The sequence below is a fragment of the Hyunsoonleella sp. 2307UL5-6 genome, assembly GCF_047345485.1.
Taxonomy (GTDB): domain Bacteria; phylum Bacteroidota; class Bacteroidia; order Flavobacteriales; family Flavobacteriaceae; genus Jejuia.
On sequence record NZ_JBLFEN010000003.1, the window covers coordinates 40,274 to 57,354 of the forward strand.

Consider the following 17,081-nt stretch of genomic DNA (forward strand, 5'->3'; position numbering starts at 1 on the left):
TGATAGACTCTTTGTTGTAATTGTTCAAGTATATATATTAAATTACTTTTACGTTTACTGCGTTTAAACCTTTTCTACCTTCCTGTAGATCGAATTCAACGTTGTCACCTTCGCGAACTTCGTCAATTAATCCAGAAATGTGAACAAAATGTTCTTTGTTTGAACCTTCTTCGATGATAAATCCAAATCCTTTTGAATCGTTGAAGAATTTTACTGTTCCTGTACTCATACTATAAAAATTAAATTATTAAAGCCACAAAGGTAATATGTAAAAACTTTAAAAATCAATTAATTACGATTTTTTTTTAATAATTTTAGGGATGACTGTTAAAAAGCTTATTAACAGTAGTGTTAGCTTATAAGTGATTTTAAATAATATTATCTTTTAATTATCGTAAAACAAGCTTTTTTATTAGGTTTTGTCCTAATTCTTCATTTAGCATGTCAATAATTTTTTGTTTACCATAGCTTAGTTCTTCTCTTAAAACACTGGAATTTAACTGTATATAAAGTGTTTCGCGTTCTAACTTCACAGAAGTGGTATAATTATTAACGCCATTACCCATAAGTTTAGCCCAAGCTTCTGCGGCATTTACTTTGTTAAGACCTTTTTCTAGTTTATTGGTTTCTACAAACTCTTTTAAAGCGTCTTTAATACTAAGGTGTTCGTTGTTGCGTTTGGGCATGGTTTAAAGTTTAAAAATTTCATAAGATTGATGTACTTGCTTTACAGCATTTTCAGTTCTATCGGCGTGTGTATCGCTTATAAATAACTGCCCAAAGTTTTCATCATCAACTAATTTAATAATTTGTGCTACGCGATGTTCGTCTAGTTTATCAAAAATATCATCTAATAATAAAATAGGATTTACACCACTTTGTGCTTTAATAAAATCAAATTGTGCTAGTTTTAGTGCAATTAAAAACGATTTTTGCTGTCCTTGGCTTCCAAATTTCTTTACTGGATGACCTTCTATATTAAATATTAAATCATCTTTATGTATGCCAACGCTAGTATATTGTAACGCTTTGTCCTTATTTATGTTAGTCTTTAAGAGGTTTAATAAAGTGTCATCGGTTAAATGACTCTGGTATATTAAATTCACTTGCTCTTTACTATTACTTATAGCATCGTATCTAGATTTAAAAATTGGTATAAATTCTTCTAAAAATAGATGTCGTTTTTCATAAATAATAGTACCATATTCACTAAGCTGTTCGTTATAAACTTCTAAAGTATCTGCATTAAAAGTATGGTTTAGCGCAAAGTATTTTAGTAAAGCATTACGTTGTGCTATTACTTTATTATAGTTTATTAAATTTTTTAAATAGCTTTTATCACTTTGCGAAATTACGCTGTCTATAAATTTTCGTCGCGTGCTACTACCCTCAATAATTAAATCTCTATCAGCTGGAGAAATAATAACAAGAGGCAAAAAACCTATATGTTGGCTAAATTTCTCATAGGCTTTTCCGTTGCGTTTTATTACTTTTTTTTGTCCGCGTTTTAGGCTAATTACAATTGTTTCGGCTTTTTCGGCTTTTTCATAATCACCATTCACCACAAAAAAGGCTTCATCATGTTTTATATTTTGAAGTGCCACAGGATTAAAATAGCTTTTACCAAAAGAGAGGTGGTAAATAGCATCTAAAATATTGGTTTTGCCAACACCATTATTGCCAACGAAACAATTAATTTTTTCGTTGAAGCTAAAGGATTGACTTTCAAAATTTTTATAGTTGACTAACGAAAGTGATTTTAAAATCATTAAAAGCGTAACTTAAATCGTGTGTAATTTAAAAATATAGTAAAAAGAAGTGCAAATTATTGAAAAATAACAAATAAATAGCCTTTTAAATCACAAGAAAAATTATATTTTTGCGCGATATTAATTTTAGAATTTATGGCAACTTATAATAAAAGAGGATACAAACCTAAAACCAAAGCGGAGAAGGAGCAAAATATTGAAGAGGGATCTACAACTGCCGAAGTTTTTAATACTCTAGATGAATCAGCATCTAAAACTGAAGCCTTTATAGCAAAAAACCAAAAGTATATTTTTATTATTGTTGGGGTAGTTGCTGCAGCAGTTTTAGGCTCATTGGCTTACAAAGAATATGTTGCTAAGCCAAAGCAATTAAATGCTATGAATGATATGTTTCAAGCACAAAAATTCTTTAATGAAGCTGTTAATGGTGTTGCAAAAGATTCATTATTTAATTTAGCACTTAATGGTGGTGAAGGTAAATTTGGAATGTTAGATATTATTAATGAGTATAGTGGCACTCCAGCAGCAAACTTAGCAAATTATTATGCGGGTACTGCATATTTAAGATTGAAGGACTACAAAAATGCGGTAGCTTATTTAGGTGAGTTTGAAAGCGATGATGAAGTTTTAGCACCTTTAGCTAAAGGGAATATAGGTGATGCTTTTGTACAACTTGACCAAAAAGAAGATGCTTTAGATTATTATGAGGCTGCCATAGCGTTGAGAAATAATGGTTATACTACCCCAATGTATCTTTACAAAGCTGGTGCATTAGCATTAGATTTAGGACAAGCCGATAAAGCATTAGGATATTTTGAAAGAATAAAAGAAGAGTATCCAGAGTCTAGTGAAGCTTCAACTATAGACGTATTTATAGGTAAAGCACAAGTTTTAGCTAGCAAGTAACCCCATATTATATGGCAACTGCAAATAAAAATTTATCAAATTACGATAAAACAACAATCCCAGACGCGAGTAATTTTCGGTTTGGGATTGTTGTTTCAGAGTGGAACGACACCATAACAGAAGGGCTTTATAAGGGTGCGTATAATGCTTTAATAGAAAATGGTGTTGATGCAAATAATATTATCCGTTGGGATGTTCCTGGGAGTTTTGAGTTAATTTACGGTTGCAAAAAAATGCAAGAACAAATGGTAAATGCTGTTATTGCCATTGGTAGTGTAATACAAGGTGAAACCAAGCATTTTGATTTTGTATGTGAAGGTGTTACTCAAGGCATTAAAGATTTAAATGTTACTGCCGAAACACCAGTAATTTTTTGTGTACTTACTGATAATAATATGCAACAGGCTATTGATCGTTCTGGTGGTAAACATGGAAATAAAGGGACAGAAGCTGCTATAGCTGCTATTAAAATGGCAGCACTTCGTGATAATAGCTAACTTTAAATACCCAAATTTAAACTAAACATTTATAGTTGAATTTTATAACTTTTATGTTTTTTTGACTTTACGCTGATGCTTTGTTAACAATTTTTAGGTATTCAATCTAAACTTTCTATCCATTTTTAAGTATTTTTGAGAGATAAGCGAAACAAACTTGTTTAAGCAACGAAAACATAAAACTTTTAAATACAAATCGCGGTTTTCAGAAGATGGAGATAGTGTTGATACGCAGGAGGACAAAAAAGAATTTGTTTCAAAATGGCGTCGTGAAAGCATCAAAAGTGATACAAAAATTAAAGGTGGTATGTCTATGCGCTTTTTAATATTGGCTTTGGTATTATTATTGATTTGTATGTATCTATTAGAAAAAAGATATATGTAACTTAAACGCTAGAACTTATGGGAATATTAAAGGTTAGAAAAAATAAGAAATTTAGTTATACACCAAGACATTACAAAGGTGATGGTAACCCATACGAAATTAAACATAAGTTTGATGAGCATAGGGTTACAGTGGGTAATAACAATGGCTTAAAATCAAAGTTTATTAATGCAATAAACGATTATAAAACCAATGAGAATCACGAAGCAAATAAACGCGTACTAATTATTGTTGCAGTTTTAGTTTTAGTGTTTTTATTTATCATTGGTTTCGATTTATCTATATTCTTTTCATAATATTTTATGGCAGATATTATACAACTTTTACCAGATCATGTGGCAAACCAAATAGCTGCGGGAGAAGTTGTACAACGTCCCGCGTCTGTAGTAAAAGAATTATTAGAAAATGCTATCGATGCAGGCTCTGATACCATTAAACTCATCATAAAAGACGCAGGCAAAACCTTAATACAAGTAATAGACAACGGTAAGGGTATGAGTGTTACTGATGCCCGTTTGAGTTTTGAGCGTCATGCCACTTCAAAGATTAGAAATGCAGAAGATTTATTTCAATTAAATACCAAAGGTTTTCGTGGTGAAGCTTTAGCAAGTATTGCAGCTATTGCGCATGTAGCGCTTAAAACTAAGCAAGCGCTTGATGATGTTGGTACTTCAATAGAAATAGAAGGCAGTGAAGTTGTATCCCAAGAGGTGGTAGTTACACCAAAAGGTACTTCTATTTCTGTAAAAAACCTTTTTTTTAATATTCCTGCAAGACGTAATTTTTTAAAATCTGATACTGTAGAGTTGCGCCATGTTATAGATGAGTTTCATCGTGTAGCATTAGCACACCCCAACATAAGTTTTTTGTTTTACAATAATGGTAGCGAAAATTTTAATTTACCAGTTAGTAATTACCGCCAGCGTATTGTTAATATTTTTGGAAATAAAACCAATGAAAAATTAGTGCCCGTTGAAGAGGATACAGAAGTATTAAAAATTTCGGGTTTTGTGGGTAAACCAGAGTTTGCTAAAAAAACAAGAAGCGAACAGTATTTTTTTGTAAATAATCGTTTTATTAAAAGTGCATATTTAAATCACGCCATTTTATCGGCGTTTGAAGGGTTATTGAAAACTGGCACGCACCCAAGTTATTTTTTAAATCTAACGGTAGATCCACAAACTATAGATATCAATATTCATCCTACTAAAACAGAAATAAAGTTTGATGATGAACATACGCTATATGCCATATTACGTTCTGCTGTAAAACATAGTTTAGGGCAGTTTAATATAGCACCAGTTTTAGATTTTGAGCGCGATGCTACTTTAGATACGCCATATAGCTTAAAAGGCTCTAAAACCGAAACACCAAAAATAGAGGTAGATAGTAACTTTAATCCATTTCAAGAAGCTAAAACACCCTCCACAACGCAATCAGCATCTTATAAAAAACCACCAACCGAAAATTGGGAAAGTCTTTATGTAGGTTTAGAATCTAAAAGCAATGAGGCGTCAAGTTTTAAAGAAATTACATTTGAAAGCGACTCAAAAATAAGTGCTTTATTTGAAGACACCGAAACTTCTGAAGCAGTAAATACTACGTACCAATTTCATAATAAATACATCATTAGTTCTATAAAATCAGGGATGTTAGTTATCGATCAAAGTCGTGCTCACCAACGGATTTTATACGAAGATTTTTTAAAAGATATTACGGTAAAAGTTGGTGTAAGTCAGCAATTATTGTTTCCGTTAGAACTTCATTTTACATCGCAAGAGCTAGATATTATAAAACAGTTACAAGAAGATTTAGAGCATACAGGTTTTGTGTTTTCAAATAGTACTGAGGAGTCTTTAGAAATAAAAGGCGTTCCGGTGATGGTACCAGAGAGTGAGATTTCTATCATATTAGAACAATTAATTAGCGATGTACAAAATGAAGTTCCTGATGCTAATTTTAGTGCTACCGATTTATTGGCAAAATCTATGGCAAAAAGTTTAGCAATTAAAACAGGTCAGTCTTTAAAAAAGGATGAGCAAGAGCATATCGTTAATAAATTATTTGCGTGTAAAGAACCCAATGTATCTCCTACTAACCGTATAACCTTTATTACGGTTGGTGTTGATGAATTAGATAAAAAGTTTATTTAGAAGATTATGATGAGGATTTCAGATACAGTAAAGCATTTAATTATCATTAATGTGATAATGTTTGTGGGAACGATATTTATAAGTAATAGAGCATTTTATGAATGGTTTGCAATGCACCTTCCAAAAAATGAATCTTTTCAACCTTGGCAGATTTTCACACATATGTTTATGCATGGCGGTGGAGATTTACAAAATTTAAGTATTACACACCTTTTATTCAATATGTTTGGGTTATGGATGTTTGGTACACCAGTAGAACAAGTTTTAGGTGCTAAACGCTTTATATTTATTTATATATCAGCTGGTTTAGGAGCTGTAGCACTGCAAATTGGTGTAAATTATTTTGAATTTTATAATGTATTATCTTTATTAGAAAGCGCAGGGTTTGATCAAAATGAAATTTATGAAACTTTAAAATCAGGATTTAATACTTATGATAAGCGTTGGGAAGCTACTTTATCTCAAGATCAACTTAGAGATATTGTTGGTAATTTTAATGGCATTATGGTAGGTGCATCAGGATGTTTAATGGGTATAATGGCTGCTTTTGGAATGATGAATCCTAATGCAGAATTGATGCTGATATTTTTACCAATACCAGTAAAAGCTAAGTATTTTATACCAGCTGTTATTTTAATTGATTTGATTTCTGGACTAAGCGGGCAATCCATTTTTGGTTATGGAAATATAGCACACTTTGCCCACGTAGGTGGCGCAATTACTGGTGCAATTATTATGTGGTATTGGAAAAAAACACAATTTAATAATAACCGTTGGAATTAATATGACCTCATTACTACAAGATATAAAAGAGAAACTAGCTAGACTAAACGTACTTGAAAAGGTAATTGTAGTTAATGTTCTTATTTTTGTTGTGGGATTACTATTCACAACAATATTATCGTTTCTTGAGTTACCTAGCGAGTTTAGTAAATTCATTGTTAAACCTTGGACAATCGTTACTTATGCCTTTGTACATTATGGTTGGTTACATTTGGCGTTAAACATGCTATTGCTTTACTTTTTAGCGCGTATGTTTCTGAATTTATTTTCTTCAAAAATGGCATTGAATATTTATTTTTTAGGTGCTATTTCTGGAGCGATTCTATATTTATTATTTTATGAATTTTTACCAAAGAGTCGAGTAGGTGTTCCATTAGTTGGAGCTTCTGCCTCAGTTAGAGCACTACTTATTTTCCTTTGTGCTTACATGCCTAATAAGGAAATAAGCATAATAACTTTTAATATTAAGCTATGGTATATTGGAGTTGCAATATTGGCAATTGATCTATTAAGTCTTTTTGGAGGTAATGGGGGAGGAGCGCTAGCGCATCTTGGAGGTGTATTATTAGGTTATATTTATGCAAAACAACTCACTAAAGGAAATGATATAGGTAAGGGTTTTGAAAAAGTGATGGACAGCATTATAGAGTTTTTTAAATTCAAAAAGAAAAGTCCACTTAAAACAGTTCATAAAAATAAAAGTAAAGTTGGTGGCTATACTAAAGCCGATTTTAATGAGTTTAACAATCAGAAAAAGATTGATGTTATTTTAGATAAAATAAGTAAAAGCGGTTATGATAGTTTAACAGCCGCAGAAAAAGATTTTTTATTTAGAGCTGGCAAGTAGTATGAAAAAACTAAAATTCTTTGATAAAATCTTGTGGTTCATCAATAGAGTATTAGCAGTTGTGCTATTATTATCATTTGTTTTGCCTTTTTTACCTCCAAAAACATTTTCTGTATTATCTGTATTAAGCTTAGGTGTAGCACTGCTTATCTTAGTAAATGTTTTATTCTTTTTGTATTGGTTAGTTAAGCTTAAAAAACAATTTATACTATCTCTTGTTGTTTTGGCTATCGGCTATTTTTCATTTGGGTCGTTATATAAGTTTTCATCTTCTACTCATATTGAAGCGCCAAATAATTTTAAAGTGATGAATTATAATGTGCGTTTATTCAACCTTTATAAATGGATTCCTAAAGATAGTATCGAAACTAAAATTATAGATTTAATTAAAAACGAGAGTCCTGATATTTTAAGCCTTCAAGAATATCACCCTCATAAAAATATAGATTTATCTTTTTTTAAATATAAATACGAGAAGCTCTCTGGTAAAAAAACAAAATACGGACAAGCTATTTTTTCAAACTTTCCTATAGTAAATTCTGGTTCAGTAGAGTTTCCTGATACTTCTAATAATGCTATTTATGCTGATGTTGTTATACAAAAAGATACGGTAAGAGTTTATAACATACATCTGGAATCTATGCGTATTGATACTAAGGTGGAAAATCTAAAAAAAGAAAACTCAGAACGTTTGTTTAAACGTATTGGTAAAACTTTTAGAATGCAACAGTTTCAATCAGAGTTGTTTTTGATTCATAAAAAGCAGTGTACCTATAAAATGATTATTTGTGGAGATTTTAATAATACGGCGTTTTCATATGTTTACAGAACCATAAAAGGGGATTTAAATGATGCATTTATAGAAGCTGGAAATGGTTTTGGACGTACTTATGATTTTAAATTTTTTCCCATACGTATTGATTTTATTTTTTCAGATGAAGCGTTCTCTGTAAATGGTTTTAAAGCGTTTAATGAGCATTACTCAGACCATTATCCGATTATGACAACTTTTGCTATACGTAATTAGATAACAAGCTTTAACTAATAAAAAGGTTGTTTAAGTTTTTAACCACTACATAAAAGCGCAATCCACAGTATCAGAAATAATGTGAATAACCAAGCCTAAGCCCACAAGTCTAGATGTTTTTTTAAAGCATAAAAACACATAGCATAAAATTGCAAATGATGAATGTAAGGGATGAAACCCAATACTACATCTTGTAGGGTCAAAAATTGGTGTAGCTAACACATGATCTATATCTATCAACAAACCAGCTAGCATGATGAAGTAGGCTGTTTTCCAATTTGATTTAAAAAACAAAAGCGCTACTACTAAAGGTAATAGCAAATGACATCCATAATGCGCTAAACTTTGTATCATTATTGCGTAGAAATTGTTTGCGATTCTAAATAATTTAAGGCGTTAGGGCCTTCATTACATAATACATCTAATATGCTTAAGTTTGGTATAAACCCGTATTTATTTTCAAAAACCTGTGTGTAAGGTTTAACGTGTTGCAAGGTGTTGTCTTTAGCATTTACAAGATGCCTTAAATCTAAAACACCATCTGCGTTTTTTTCAAAAGTTGAAGTGATAGAGGTTTCTACTTCTAGTTGTAGACAATCACAGATAACTTTAAAGCATTTAAGGTTAAAGGCTAATAATGTGTCTGTTTCTTCAAAAAAAAGAGGTTTTAATTCATCTTCATAAAATTCAAAAAAAGGAGAAGTACGGTAGGCAGATTCTAGAGATTTCCAATGTTGTATTTGCCATTTTTCACCATTAAAAACTTTTACATTTTTATAGTTTTGGCGGTTTTTTTGAGAATGTATTACAGGAATATTTAGTGATAATTTACCATTGGCACCATATATATAAGCGCGGTTGCGATACGTTTGTTTTACAAAATTATCTTCCATTTCCCATACTACATATTCCGTTTTAGCTATTGCTATAAAGTGCGCAATAGTTGGGAAATATGTAGGATGGATAAGTATCTTCATAGACGTATTTTTAACCTTCGAAAAGCGGGGTATCTAAAATTAAATAATTGATTAGTCAATTTTAGATTCTTAATCCAGCTTGGGTAGCAATTTTTGTCTTTATTTTTTTGTTGCTTTTCTCTTTTTCCATTGATTAAAACCAATCCAACCAAAAAGTAAAACTAAAAATGGAATAAAATATGAAGTAGCTTTCCCTTCGCCATGAACAGTAGTAAAGAAACGTTCTAATCTAGGATTTGGGAAACCATCCCAACTCATCCAGATGAATACGGCTTTTCCAAATACATGATTATAAGGTATAAAGCCCCAACGTCTAGCATCCACAGAATTATGGCGGTTATCGCCCATCATCCAGTAGTAATCTTGTTTAAAGGTATATGTATTTACTACTTCACCATTAATTAAAATTTGATTGCCTTTCACGTTTAGTGTGTTACCTTCATATTCGGTAATTACACGTTTATAAAGTGGTAAAACTTTTAAGTTAATATCTATTGTAGCACCTTTTTGAGGAATATATAGCGGTCCGAAAAAATCTACATTCCAAGGGTAATCTGGATGATGCGGGAATGTATCTGGATTAGGGTTACCCTTTTTTTGTTTATTAATAGCTATATCTACAACATTAGGATTGTCTTTAAATTTGGCTAAAGCCTCATCAGACATTGCTGGAATATAATAACTAGAAATTTGACGATCTATAGGATAGGCACCATCAGTGATATCATATCGTGTTGCTAAAAAGTTTGAATCAAACTGATGTGTTTTTGGTTTCACATAATAGCTAAATTGCAACTTAGCTCTATCTGGTAATTCATTTTGTTTTCCGTTTATAAAAACATATCCGTTACGAACTTCAAGAGAATCTCCAGGTAAACCAACACAACGCTTTACTAAGTTTGTTTTTTTATCAATTGGCTTATAGTAGTTTCTGTCTGGTTTAAAAATGTTCATGTCTCGTAGCGTATCAGCTGGTTGATTAAACACCACAATATCGTTTCGCTTTATCTTTTGAAACCCAGGGATACGCATATAGGGTAATTGAAGCTTGTTTATCCAAGTGGTTTTTCGCTCCTCATACTTGTCATTAAATGCATACGATTTTATATTTAGCCCAGGTATTGTATCATGTACCATAGGTGCAGCAATGGTTGTCATAGGTACTCTAGCACCATAATGAAACTTACTTACAAATAAAAAATCGCCAACTAATAATGACTTTTCTAAAGATGACGAGGGTATAGTAAATGGCTGCATAAAATAAGTATGCACAATGGTTGCAGCTACTATAGCAAATAAGATAGAGCTCGTCCACTCTCCAGAACCAGATTTTGGCATCAAATCTCGCCCTTTAACATAATTTACATCGGCTACATAATTTAAATAGTAATTATAAAAGCCTAAGCTTACTACGGCTAAAAATGTATCTAAATAGGTGTTTTTACCAAAACTTCTTGCGGTTTCTACCCACACTACCATAAGCATTATAAGATTTACTATAGGTAAGAACAATAAAATAATCCACCACCAAGGACGATTTATTATTTTCATTAAAATAACACCGTTGTAGATAGGAATAAATGCTTCCCAGGCTTGCCTGCCCGCTTTTTGGTATAGCTTCCATGTGCCTAAGCCATGAATAATTTGTATAATGAGTAAAAAAATAAGCCACTGTGTAATAGTCATTGTTCTATTGTTTTATTTTAAAGCCGGTTAGAACCAAAAGCTTAAGTTTTGTTACAATTATAAAAAGGGTTAACCAATATTTAACACATCATTCATAGAAAACACACCTGTTTTATTTACAAGCCATTCTGCCGCAACAACAGCACCTAAGGCAAAACCTTGACGGTTATGTGCAATATGTTCTATGGTTATAGTATCTACCTCACTTTCGTAATTTACAGTATGTGTACCTGGTACATCTTCAATACGTTTTGCAACTATTGGGATGGTTTTGTTACCATTTTCATCTAATTTCCAACTGTTATAGTTGTCATTATTGTTTATAACACCTTCAGCCAAAGTTATAGCAGTACCACTTGGCGCATCTAATTTTTTAGTATGATGAATTTCTTCCATAGAAACATTGTATTGTTTCAAATTACTCATCATTTTAGCCAGTGTTTGATTCAATTCAAAAAAAATATTTACCCCTAAACTAAAGTTTGATGCATATATAAATGCACCATTATTTTCATTACATAACGCTACGGCATTGTCGTAATTATGTAACCATCCTGTTGTGCCAGAAACCACAGGTATACCGTTTTTAAAACATTTAGAAATATTATCAAATGCAACTGATGGAATACTAAAATCTATAGCAACATCTGCTTTAGTAATATCATAATCGGTATCATCTTTATCAACTTTAAGCACAATAGTATGGCCACGTTTTATTGCAATTTTTTCAATGGTTTGTCCCATTCTACCGTATCCTAGTAAAGCTATTTTCATATGTTTTATTTAATGACTGTTAAGGATTAAAATTTCCAGTTTAAACTTAATCCAACGGTGCTACTTCTATCTATATCATTAAGTTCATAATGTGGCGCTAAGGTAAGATTTTCGTCAACATTATATTGTAATAAATGTGCATCTACATTAGCATCAATAATGTTTAATGCGTATAAACCAATAGTAACTAAAAGTGATATTTCTTTATTCCGTCTAAACAACTGTTGCGCGCGCCTTAAACCATCTTCAGATACACGCTCAGATATTGCATTACCATTCTCATCAAAATTGAAAAACTCATCATCTTCAAAACCTGCTAAACGTCTTCTAAACGCATCTCTATAGCGTCTATATTCTCTATCATTATTTAAATAAAAGTACATACCCGTTCCTAAGGCGCCGTAAACAATTGGTATTTTCCAATATTTTTTATTGTAAGCTTGCCCTAATCCGGGTAAAACTGCTGATAAAAATGCAGCTTTTGCAGGACGTAGTGGGTCTATAGTTTTTGAGTTAACAATAGTATCCGTAATTACTATTGGTGGAGGAATACTGTCTGTAGGTGCTTTTTCTTTTTCTTGCGAAAAAGATGAAAAACAACAACATATAACAGTAACAAGTGCTATTAAAAATTTATTTGGCACGTTGTACTAATTTTTTAATTCGATTAAAATCTTCTTCAGAATGAAAAGGAATTACAATTTTTCCTTTCCCATTTTTAGACACTTTAACGTCAATTTTATGGCCAAAGTATTCTGAAAACTCTTTTATGCCTTTTTTAACATGCTTTGGAACATCATCTAAATCTTCATTTTTTGATGTGTTTTGAGAACTTTTGGTGGGGTTATTATGTGCTCTTACCAGTTGTTCCGTTTCTCTAACAGATAATTTTTTTGATAAAATAGTTTCGTAGATATCTAATTGATCGCTTTGGTCTTCAATAGTTATTAAAGCACGCCCGTGTCCCATGGAGATAAAATTATCTCGCATTCCTGTTTGAATAATGGGATCTAATTTTAAAAGTCTTAAATAATTTGCAATAGTAGAACGTTTTTTGCCAACACGCTCACTCATTTGCTCTTGGGTTAGGTTTATTTCGTCAATTAAGCGTTGATAGGATAATGCAATTTCAATAGGGTCTAAATCTTGGCGTTGAATATTTTCAACCAAAGCCATTTCTAAAGATTCTTGGTCGTTTGCAATCCTTATATAGGCAGGAATAGTTTTTAAACCTATTAATTTAGAAGCACGATAACGTCTTTCTCCGGAAACTAATTGATATTTATTAAACTCTAGTTTTCTAACCGTTATGGGTTGTATAATACCAAGTTCTTTAATAGAAGAGGCAAGCTCTTGCAAAGACTCTTCACTAAAATTGGTACGTGGCTGAAACGGGTTAACCTCAATAGATGTTACATCTAGTTCTACAATATTACCAATAACCTTATCGGCATCTTTGTCTTGAACAGATTTAATATCATTACTCGGGTCTTTTAAAAGTGCAGATAAACCTCTACCTAAAGCCTGTTTCTTTGTTGCCTTTGCCATAATTAGGAGTTTTTAGTAATAATTTCTTCAGCTAAACTCAAGTAATTACTAGCACCCTTACTGGCAGCATCATAATTAATAATACTTTCGCCATAGCTTGGTGCTTCACTTAAACGAACATTTCGCTGTATTATAGTATCAAAAACCATATCGTTAAAATGTTTCTGTACCTCTTCTACAACTTGGTTTGATAAGCGCAATCTAGAATCGTACATAGTGAGTAATAAGCCCTCATAATCTAAAGCGGGATTATGTACTTTCTGTACACTCTTAATCGTGTTTAATAATTTGCCTAAACCTTCTAAAGCAAAATATTCACATTGTATAGGGATTAAAACAGAATCTGCAGCAGTTAAGGCATTTAATGTTAATAAGCCTAAAGAGGGTGCGCAGTCTATCAAAATAAAGTCGTAGTCGTTCTTTATATCTACTAATGCTTTTTTTAGCATGTATTCACGCTCATCTTTATCTACCAATTCAATTTCAATGGCAACTAAATCAATATGCGCAGGTATAATATCTAAGTTTGGTGTGTCTGTAGCTATTATAGATTCTTTAGCTGTGTTTGTATGTTCTAAAAGTTGGTATGTGCCAATTTCTACATCCTCAACTTGTATACCTAAACCAGAGCTAGCATTAGCTTGAGGATCGGCATCTATTAACAATACTTTTTTTTCTAAAACACCTAAGGAAGCCGCTAAGTTTACCGATGTTGTAGTTTTACCTACACCTCCTTTTTGGTTAGCAATTGCAATAATTTTCCCCATTGACTGATTTGGTTTTAATGTGTAAAAATACAATTATTTGCGAGTAATAAAAACCTAACTTGTTAACACAGGTTTAATAACTTAAAGGTAATGTTAGCAGCTTAGTAAGTGTTAAAGTTTAACACTTTATTATGAGGAACTATTAGATGTAAATTAGAAATTTGAAAAAATTAAAATTACTATACCATGAAAAGTAGCCACACCTTTTTTAAAACTATGATGATTTTTCTAGTCATCACAACATTTTCTTTACAAATTAACTCACAGATAAAAAAAACTGCTGAGGTTGAAGGGATTTCAGAATACATGCTTAATAATGGCTTAAAAGTACTCTTGTTTAAAGACAATTCCTCTCAAACTATAACTGTAAATATTACGTATTTGGTAGGTTCTAAACATGAGGGCTATGGCGAAAAAGGAATGGCGCATCTTTTGGAACATATGGTATTTAAAGGCACACCTAACCATCCTGATATACCCAAAGAATTAACTGAAAGAGGTGCGAGACCTAATGGAACAACCTATTTTGATAGAACAAATTATTATGAAACATTTAATGCAACTGATGAAAATTTAGAATGGGCGCTCGATTTAGAAGCAGATAGAATGTTAAATTCTTATATTTCTAACGAGGATTTACAATCTGAGTTTTCTGTTGTTAGAAATGAATTTGAAAGTGGTGAAAATTCACCAGCAAACGTTTTACGCTTAAAAGTTATAAATACAGCCTATTTATGGCATAACTATGGTAACGCCACTATTGGAAACCGTTCAGATATAGAACGTGTACCTATTAAAAATTTACAAGCATTTTATAAAAAATATTACAGACCAGATAATGCTGTATTAATGGTAACGGGTAAGTTTGATACAGATAAAACATTAACACTTATTGAAGAGAAGTTTGGAGACTTAAAAAATCCTGAGCAACCCTTAAACAGTGTGCCAACTATTGAGCCAGCACAAGATGGAGAACGTAGAGTAACTTTAAGTCGTGTTGGAGAATTACAAATAGTTTCTGCTTTATACCATTTACCTGCAGGTTCTCACGAGGAATATGCAGCTATGGCTGTTGCTGAAGAAATTTTAACTGATAACCCTTCCGGAAGATTATACAAAGCTTTAGTGGATGGTAAAAAGGCCTCAACAGTTTGGTCTTATTCACCTTTTACTAAAGAGCCTTCATTTTTATACATTAATGTAGATGTGCCTTCTGATAAATCGTTAACAGATGCAGAAAGTACAATGTTTAATCTGTTAGATGGGTTAAAAGAAAATCCTGTTACTGATGAAGAGGTAAATCGTGCAAAGGCTAATATTTTAAAACAATTTGATCAAATAAGTAGAAACTCTGCATTTTTAGGTACGTTTATGAGTGAGTTTATCGGTGCAGGCGATTGGAGATTATCATTTATACAAAGAGATAGAGTAGAGGCAATGACTGCTGAAACTGTAAATGCAGCCATCCAACGCTATCTAATTCCTACTAATAGAACAGTTGGTAATTTTATGCCATCTGAAAAACCAATGCGTATTGCTATTGAGCATACTGAAGGTTTAGATGCTTTAGTTACAAATTATAAAGGAAAAAAGGGTTTAGGAGAAGGCGAAGCTTTTGATGTTTCTTACGAGAATATTCAAAATAGATTGAATACCGGCGCGCTTAATAAACTACCAATAGAATATGGATTTATTAAGAAAAATAATCGTGGTAATACCGTTAATTTATCATTTGTGATTCGTAACGGAAATCTAGACGATTTTATGAATAAAGGAAAGTTGGCAACTTATACTGCGCGAATGCTAAATAAAGGAACAACCAATAATACGAGACAAGAGATTGAAGATAAGTTAAGTGCTTTAAAATCTACCATACGTTTTTCTGGTTCTAACGGAAGGATTAGTGCAAACATAAGTACTACCGAAGCGCATTTGATGGGAACATTAGAGTTGATGACAGATATATTAAAAAACCCGACGTTTGATGCAGCAGAATTAGAAAAATTAAAAACTCAAGAACTTGCAGGTATAGAGAGAAATAAATCTGAACCCCAATTTTTGGCTAGTAAAAATTTAGGGTTAATCAATCAACGTTTTGAGAAAGGGCATCCTTTATATACTAATACTATTGAAGAAGATATTGAAGATATAAAATCTGTAAATACTGAAGCTTTAAAAGCTTACTATAATGAGTTTTATGGAATTTCAGATAACGCTAGATTAGTAGCTATTGGAAATATTGATGAAACTATGCTAAAAAATTACTTTGAAACTGAATTTTCAGATTTTAAAGTTAATAAGCCTTTTAAGCCTATTTTAGATCCTCATACACTAAACAAGGCAGTTAATAAACAAATTAGTACACCAGACAAGAAAAATGCAATAAGTATAGGTGTGATGTCTTTTAAAGGCAGTCAAGAAGATGAAGATTATGCAGCATTACAAGTGGCTAGTACTATTTTTGGAGGTGGTACTTTAAGCTCAAGAATTAGTACAAGATTAAGACAAAATGATGGTGTGAGTTATGGCGCTGGAGGTTATGTAAATGTAGATGCTAACCCAAATACAGCAAATTCTAATATTGTAGTTTATGCTATTTATGCACCAGAGAATGGAAGTAAAGTCCAAAAAGGGTTTAAAGAAGAAATTGAACGTTTTATAACTGATGGTATTACTGAAGAAGAACTTAAAGTAGCTGTAACCAACTGGGTACAAGGGCAAAGTGTTTCTAGAGCAAAAGACAATGAACTATCAAGAACTATAAACAATAACTTGTATTATGATAGAGATATGATGTTTTATAAGGCTATAGAAGAAAATGTAACGTCTTTAACAGTTAAAGATGTAAATAAAGCCATTAAAAAATACTTTAAAACTTTTGATACTTGGACGGTTGTAAACGCAGGAGATTTTGAAAAACAACCAGAAATAAAAAGTGATAAAAAAATAGATTAATTAGTAT

19 protein-coding genes are annotated in these 17,081 nt (G+C 31.8%); 9 read left to right on the plus strand and 10 right to left on the minus strand.

The genetic code is table 11. From position 1 onward, the window contains the following. Window positions 1-37: 37 nt before the first annotated feature. The 3 genes from ACKGJY_RS06430 to recF all read right to left on the minus strand — a co-directional run bounded on the left by ACKGJY_RS06430 (window position 38) and on the right by recF (window position 1,769). Window positions 38-229: a cold-shock protein gene (locus tag ACKGJY_RS06430; protein ID WP_092579443.1), complete on the minus strand. Its 192-nt coding sequence runs from the start codon at window positions 227-229 to the stop codon at window positions 38-40. Between the two features lie 160 nt (window positions 230-389). Continuing rightward, entirely contained in the window at window positions 390-686 is a 297-nt protein-coding gene (locus ACKGJY_RS06435; RefSeq protein WP_413973044.1) for a DUF721 domain-containing protein, read from the minus strand. A 3-nt stretch (window positions 687-689) separates the two neighbouring features. Then, window positions 690-1,769, minus strand: a complete 1,080-nt coding sequence (recF, locus tag ACKGJY_RS06440; RefSeq protein WP_413973045.1) for a DNA replication/repair protein RecF — start codon at window positions 1,767-1,769, stop codon at window positions 690-692. A gap of 135 nt (window positions 1,770-1,904) precedes the next feature. On the opposite strand from recF, the gene ACKGJY_RS06445 reads away from it, so the two are divergent. From ACKGJY_RS06445 to ACKGJY_RS06480, 8 genes are all read left to right on the plus strand, one after another. After that, window positions 1,905-2,675, plus strand: a complete 771-nt coding sequence (locus tag ACKGJY_RS06445) for a tetratricopeptide repeat protein (RefSeq protein WP_413973046.1) — start codon at window positions 1,905-1,907, stop codon at window positions 2,673-2,675. An 11-nt stretch (window positions 2,676-2,686) separates the two neighbouring features. Next, window positions 2,687-3,172, plus strand: a complete 486-nt coding sequence (gene ribH, locus ACKGJY_RS06450; RefSeq protein WP_413973047.1) for a 6,7-dimethyl-8-ribityllumazine synthase — start codon at window positions 2,687-2,689, stop codon at window positions 3,170-3,172. Between the two features lie 157 nt (window positions 3,173-3,329). Then, window positions 3,330-3,557, plus strand: a complete 228-nt coding sequence (locus ACKGJY_RS06455) for a hypothetical protein (protein WP_413973048.1) — start codon at window positions 3,330-3,332, stop codon at window positions 3,555-3,557. A gap of 17 nt (window positions 3,558-3,574) precedes the next feature. After that, a complete protein-coding gene (locus ACKGJY_RS06460) occupies window positions 3,575-3,853 on the plus strand; it encodes a riboflavin synthase subunit beta (protein WP_413973049.1) in 279 nt (92 codons plus the stop codon). A gap of 6 nt (window positions 3,854-3,859) precedes the next feature. Next, window positions 3,860-5,710 carry a DNA mismatch repair endonuclease MutL gene (gene mutL, locus ACKGJY_RS06465; RefSeq protein WP_413973050.1) on the plus strand — a complete coding sequence of 617 codons (1,851 nt, stop codon included), beginning with the start codon at window positions 3,860-3,862 and terminating at the stop codon, window positions 5,708-5,710. Between the two features lie 6 nt (window positions 5,711-5,716). Continuing rightward, entirely contained in the window at window positions 5,717-6,493 is a 777-nt protein-coding gene (locus tag ACKGJY_RS06470) for a rhomboid family intramembrane serine protease (protein WP_413973051.1), read from the plus strand. 1 nt (window position 6,494) lies between these two features. After that, window positions 6,495-7,340: a rhomboid family intramembrane serine protease gene (locus tag ACKGJY_RS06475; protein WP_413973052.1), complete on the plus strand. Its 846-nt coding sequence runs from the start codon at window positions 6,495-6,497 to the stop codon at window positions 7,338-7,340. 1 nt (window position 7,341) lies between these two features. Beyond that, window positions 7,342-8,367 (plus strand): endonuclease/exonuclease/phosphatase family protein, encoded by a 1,026-nt coding sequence (locus tag ACKGJY_RS06480; RefSeq protein ID WP_413973053.1) that lies wholly within the window; start codon window positions 7,342-7,344, stop codon window positions 8,365-8,367. Window positions 8,368-8,412: 45 nt separating this feature from the next. Here the strand turns inward: ACKGJY_RS06480 and ACKGJY_RS06485 are convergent, their stop codons facing one another. The 7 genes from ACKGJY_RS06485 to ACKGJY_RS06515 form a co-directional block, all read right to left on the minus strand. Then, window positions 8,413-8,721, minus strand: a complete 309-nt coding sequence (locus ACKGJY_RS06485; protein WP_413973054.1) for a DUF6122 family protein — start codon at window positions 8,719-8,721, stop codon at window positions 8,413-8,415. Beyond that, the gene (locus ACKGJY_RS06490) at window positions 8,721-9,344 is read right to left on the minus strand and encodes a WbqC family protein (RefSeq protein WP_413973055.1); all 624 of its coding nucleotides are present in this window, start codon (window positions 9,342-9,344) and stop codon (window positions 8,721-8,723) included. Before ACKGJY_RS06490 ends, ACKGJY_RS06485 begins: the two co-directional genes overlap by 1 nt. 99 nt (window positions 9,345-9,443) lie before the next feature. Further along, complete coding sequence (gene lepB, locus ACKGJY_RS06495) at window positions 9,444-11,030, minus strand: signal peptidase I (RefSeq protein WP_413973056.1); 1,587 nt, start codon at window positions 11,028-11,030, stop codon at window positions 9,444-9,446. A gap of 69 nt (window positions 11,031-11,099) precedes the next feature. After that, window positions 11,100-11,804 carry a 4-hydroxy-tetrahydrodipicolinate reductase gene (gene dapB, locus ACKGJY_RS06500; protein WP_413973057.1) on the minus strand — a complete coding sequence of 235 codons (705 nt, stop codon included), beginning with the start codon at window positions 11,802-11,804 and terminating at the stop codon, window positions 11,100-11,102. 26 nt (window positions 11,805-11,830) lie between these two features. Then, window positions 11,831-12,448 (minus strand): DUF5683 domain-containing protein, encoded by a 618-nt coding sequence (locus ACKGJY_RS06505; RefSeq protein WP_413973058.1) that lies wholly within the window; start codon window positions 12,446-12,448, stop codon window positions 11,831-11,833. Continuing rightward, complete coding sequence (locus ACKGJY_RS06510) at window positions 12,438-13,352, minus strand: ParB/RepB/Spo0J family partition protein (protein WP_413973059.1); 915 nt, start codon at window positions 13,350-13,352, stop codon at window positions 12,438-12,440. The genes ACKGJY_RS06505 and ACKGJY_RS06510 overlap by 11 nt, the downstream gene beginning before the upstream one ends. Window positions 13,353-13,354: 2 nt before the next feature. Beyond that, a complete protein-coding gene (locus tag ACKGJY_RS06515; protein WP_413973060.1) occupies window positions 13,355-14,119 on the minus strand; it encodes a ParA family protein in 765 nt (254 codons plus the stop codon). A 186-nt stretch (window positions 14,120-14,305) separates the two neighbouring features. On the opposite strand from ACKGJY_RS06515, the gene ACKGJY_RS06520 reads away from it, so the two are divergent. Further along, a complete protein-coding gene (locus tag ACKGJY_RS06520; protein ID WP_413973061.1) occupies window positions 14,306-17,074 on the plus strand; it encodes a M16 family metallopeptidase in 2,769 nt (922 codons plus the stop codon). Window positions 17,075-17,081 lie beyond the last annotated feature (7 nt).

Coding starts and splice junctions, on each gene's coding strand:
- ACKGJY_RS06430 (WP_092579443.1), bottom strand. CDS start 229: ATGAGTACAGGAACAGTAAAATTCTTCAACGATTCAAAAGGATTTGGA.
- ACKGJY_RS06435 (WP_413973044.1), bottom strand. CDS start 686: ATGCCCAAACGCAACAACGAACACCTTAGTATTAAAGACGCTTTAAAA.
- recF (WP_413973045.1), bottom strand. CDS start 1,769: ATGATTTTAAAATCACTTTCGTTAGTCAACTATAAAAATTTTGAAAGT.
- ACKGJY_RS06445 (WP_413973046.1), top strand. CDS start 1,905: ATGGCAACTTATAATAAAAGAGGATACAAACCTAAAACCAAAGCGGAG.
- ribH (WP_413973047.1), top strand. CDS start 2,687: ATGGCAACTGCAAATAAAAATTTATCAAATTACGATAAAACAACAATC.
- ACKGJY_RS06460 (WP_413973049.1), top strand. CDS start 3,575: ATGGGAATATTAAAGGTTAGAAAAAATAAGAAATTTAGTTATACACCA.
- mutL (WP_413973050.1), top strand. CDS start 3,860: ATGGCAGATATTATACAACTTTTACCAGATCATGTGGCAAACCAAATA.
- ACKGJY_RS06470 (WP_413973051.1), top strand. CDS start 5,717: ATGATGAGGATTTCAGATACAGTAAAGCATTTAATTATCATTAATGTG.
- ACKGJY_RS06475 (WP_413973052.1), top strand. CDS start 6,495: ATGACCTCATTACTACAAGATATAAAAGAGAAACTAGCTAGACTAAAC.
- ACKGJY_RS06480 (WP_413973053.1), top strand. CDS start 7,342: ATGAAAAAACTAAAATTCTTTGATAAAATCTTGTGGTTCATCAATAGA.
- ACKGJY_RS06485 (WP_413973054.1), bottom strand. CDS start 8,721: ATGATACAAAGTTTAGCGCATTATGGATGTCATTTGCTATTACCTTTA.
- ACKGJY_RS06490 (WP_413973055.1), bottom strand. CDS start 9,344: ATGAAGATACTTATCCATCCTACATATTTCCCAACTATTGCGCACTTT.
- lepB (WP_413973056.1), bottom strand. CDS start 11,030: ATGACTATTACACAGTGGCTTATTTTTTTACTCATTATACAAATTATT.
- dapB (WP_413973057.1), bottom strand. CDS start 11,804: ATGAAAATAGCTTTACTAGGATACGGTAGAATGGGACAAACCATTGAA.
- ACKGJY_RS06510 (WP_413973059.1), bottom strand. CDS start 13,352: ATGGCAAAGGCAACAAAGAAACAGGCTTTAGGTAGAGGTTTATCTGCA.
- ACKGJY_RS06515 (WP_413973060.1), bottom strand. CDS start 14,119: ATGGGGAAAATTATTGCAATTGCTAACCAAAAAGGAGGTGTAGGTAAA.
- ACKGJY_RS06520 (WP_413973061.1), top strand. CDS start 14,306: ATGAAAAGTAGCCACACCTTTTTTAAAACTATGATGATTTTTCTAGTC.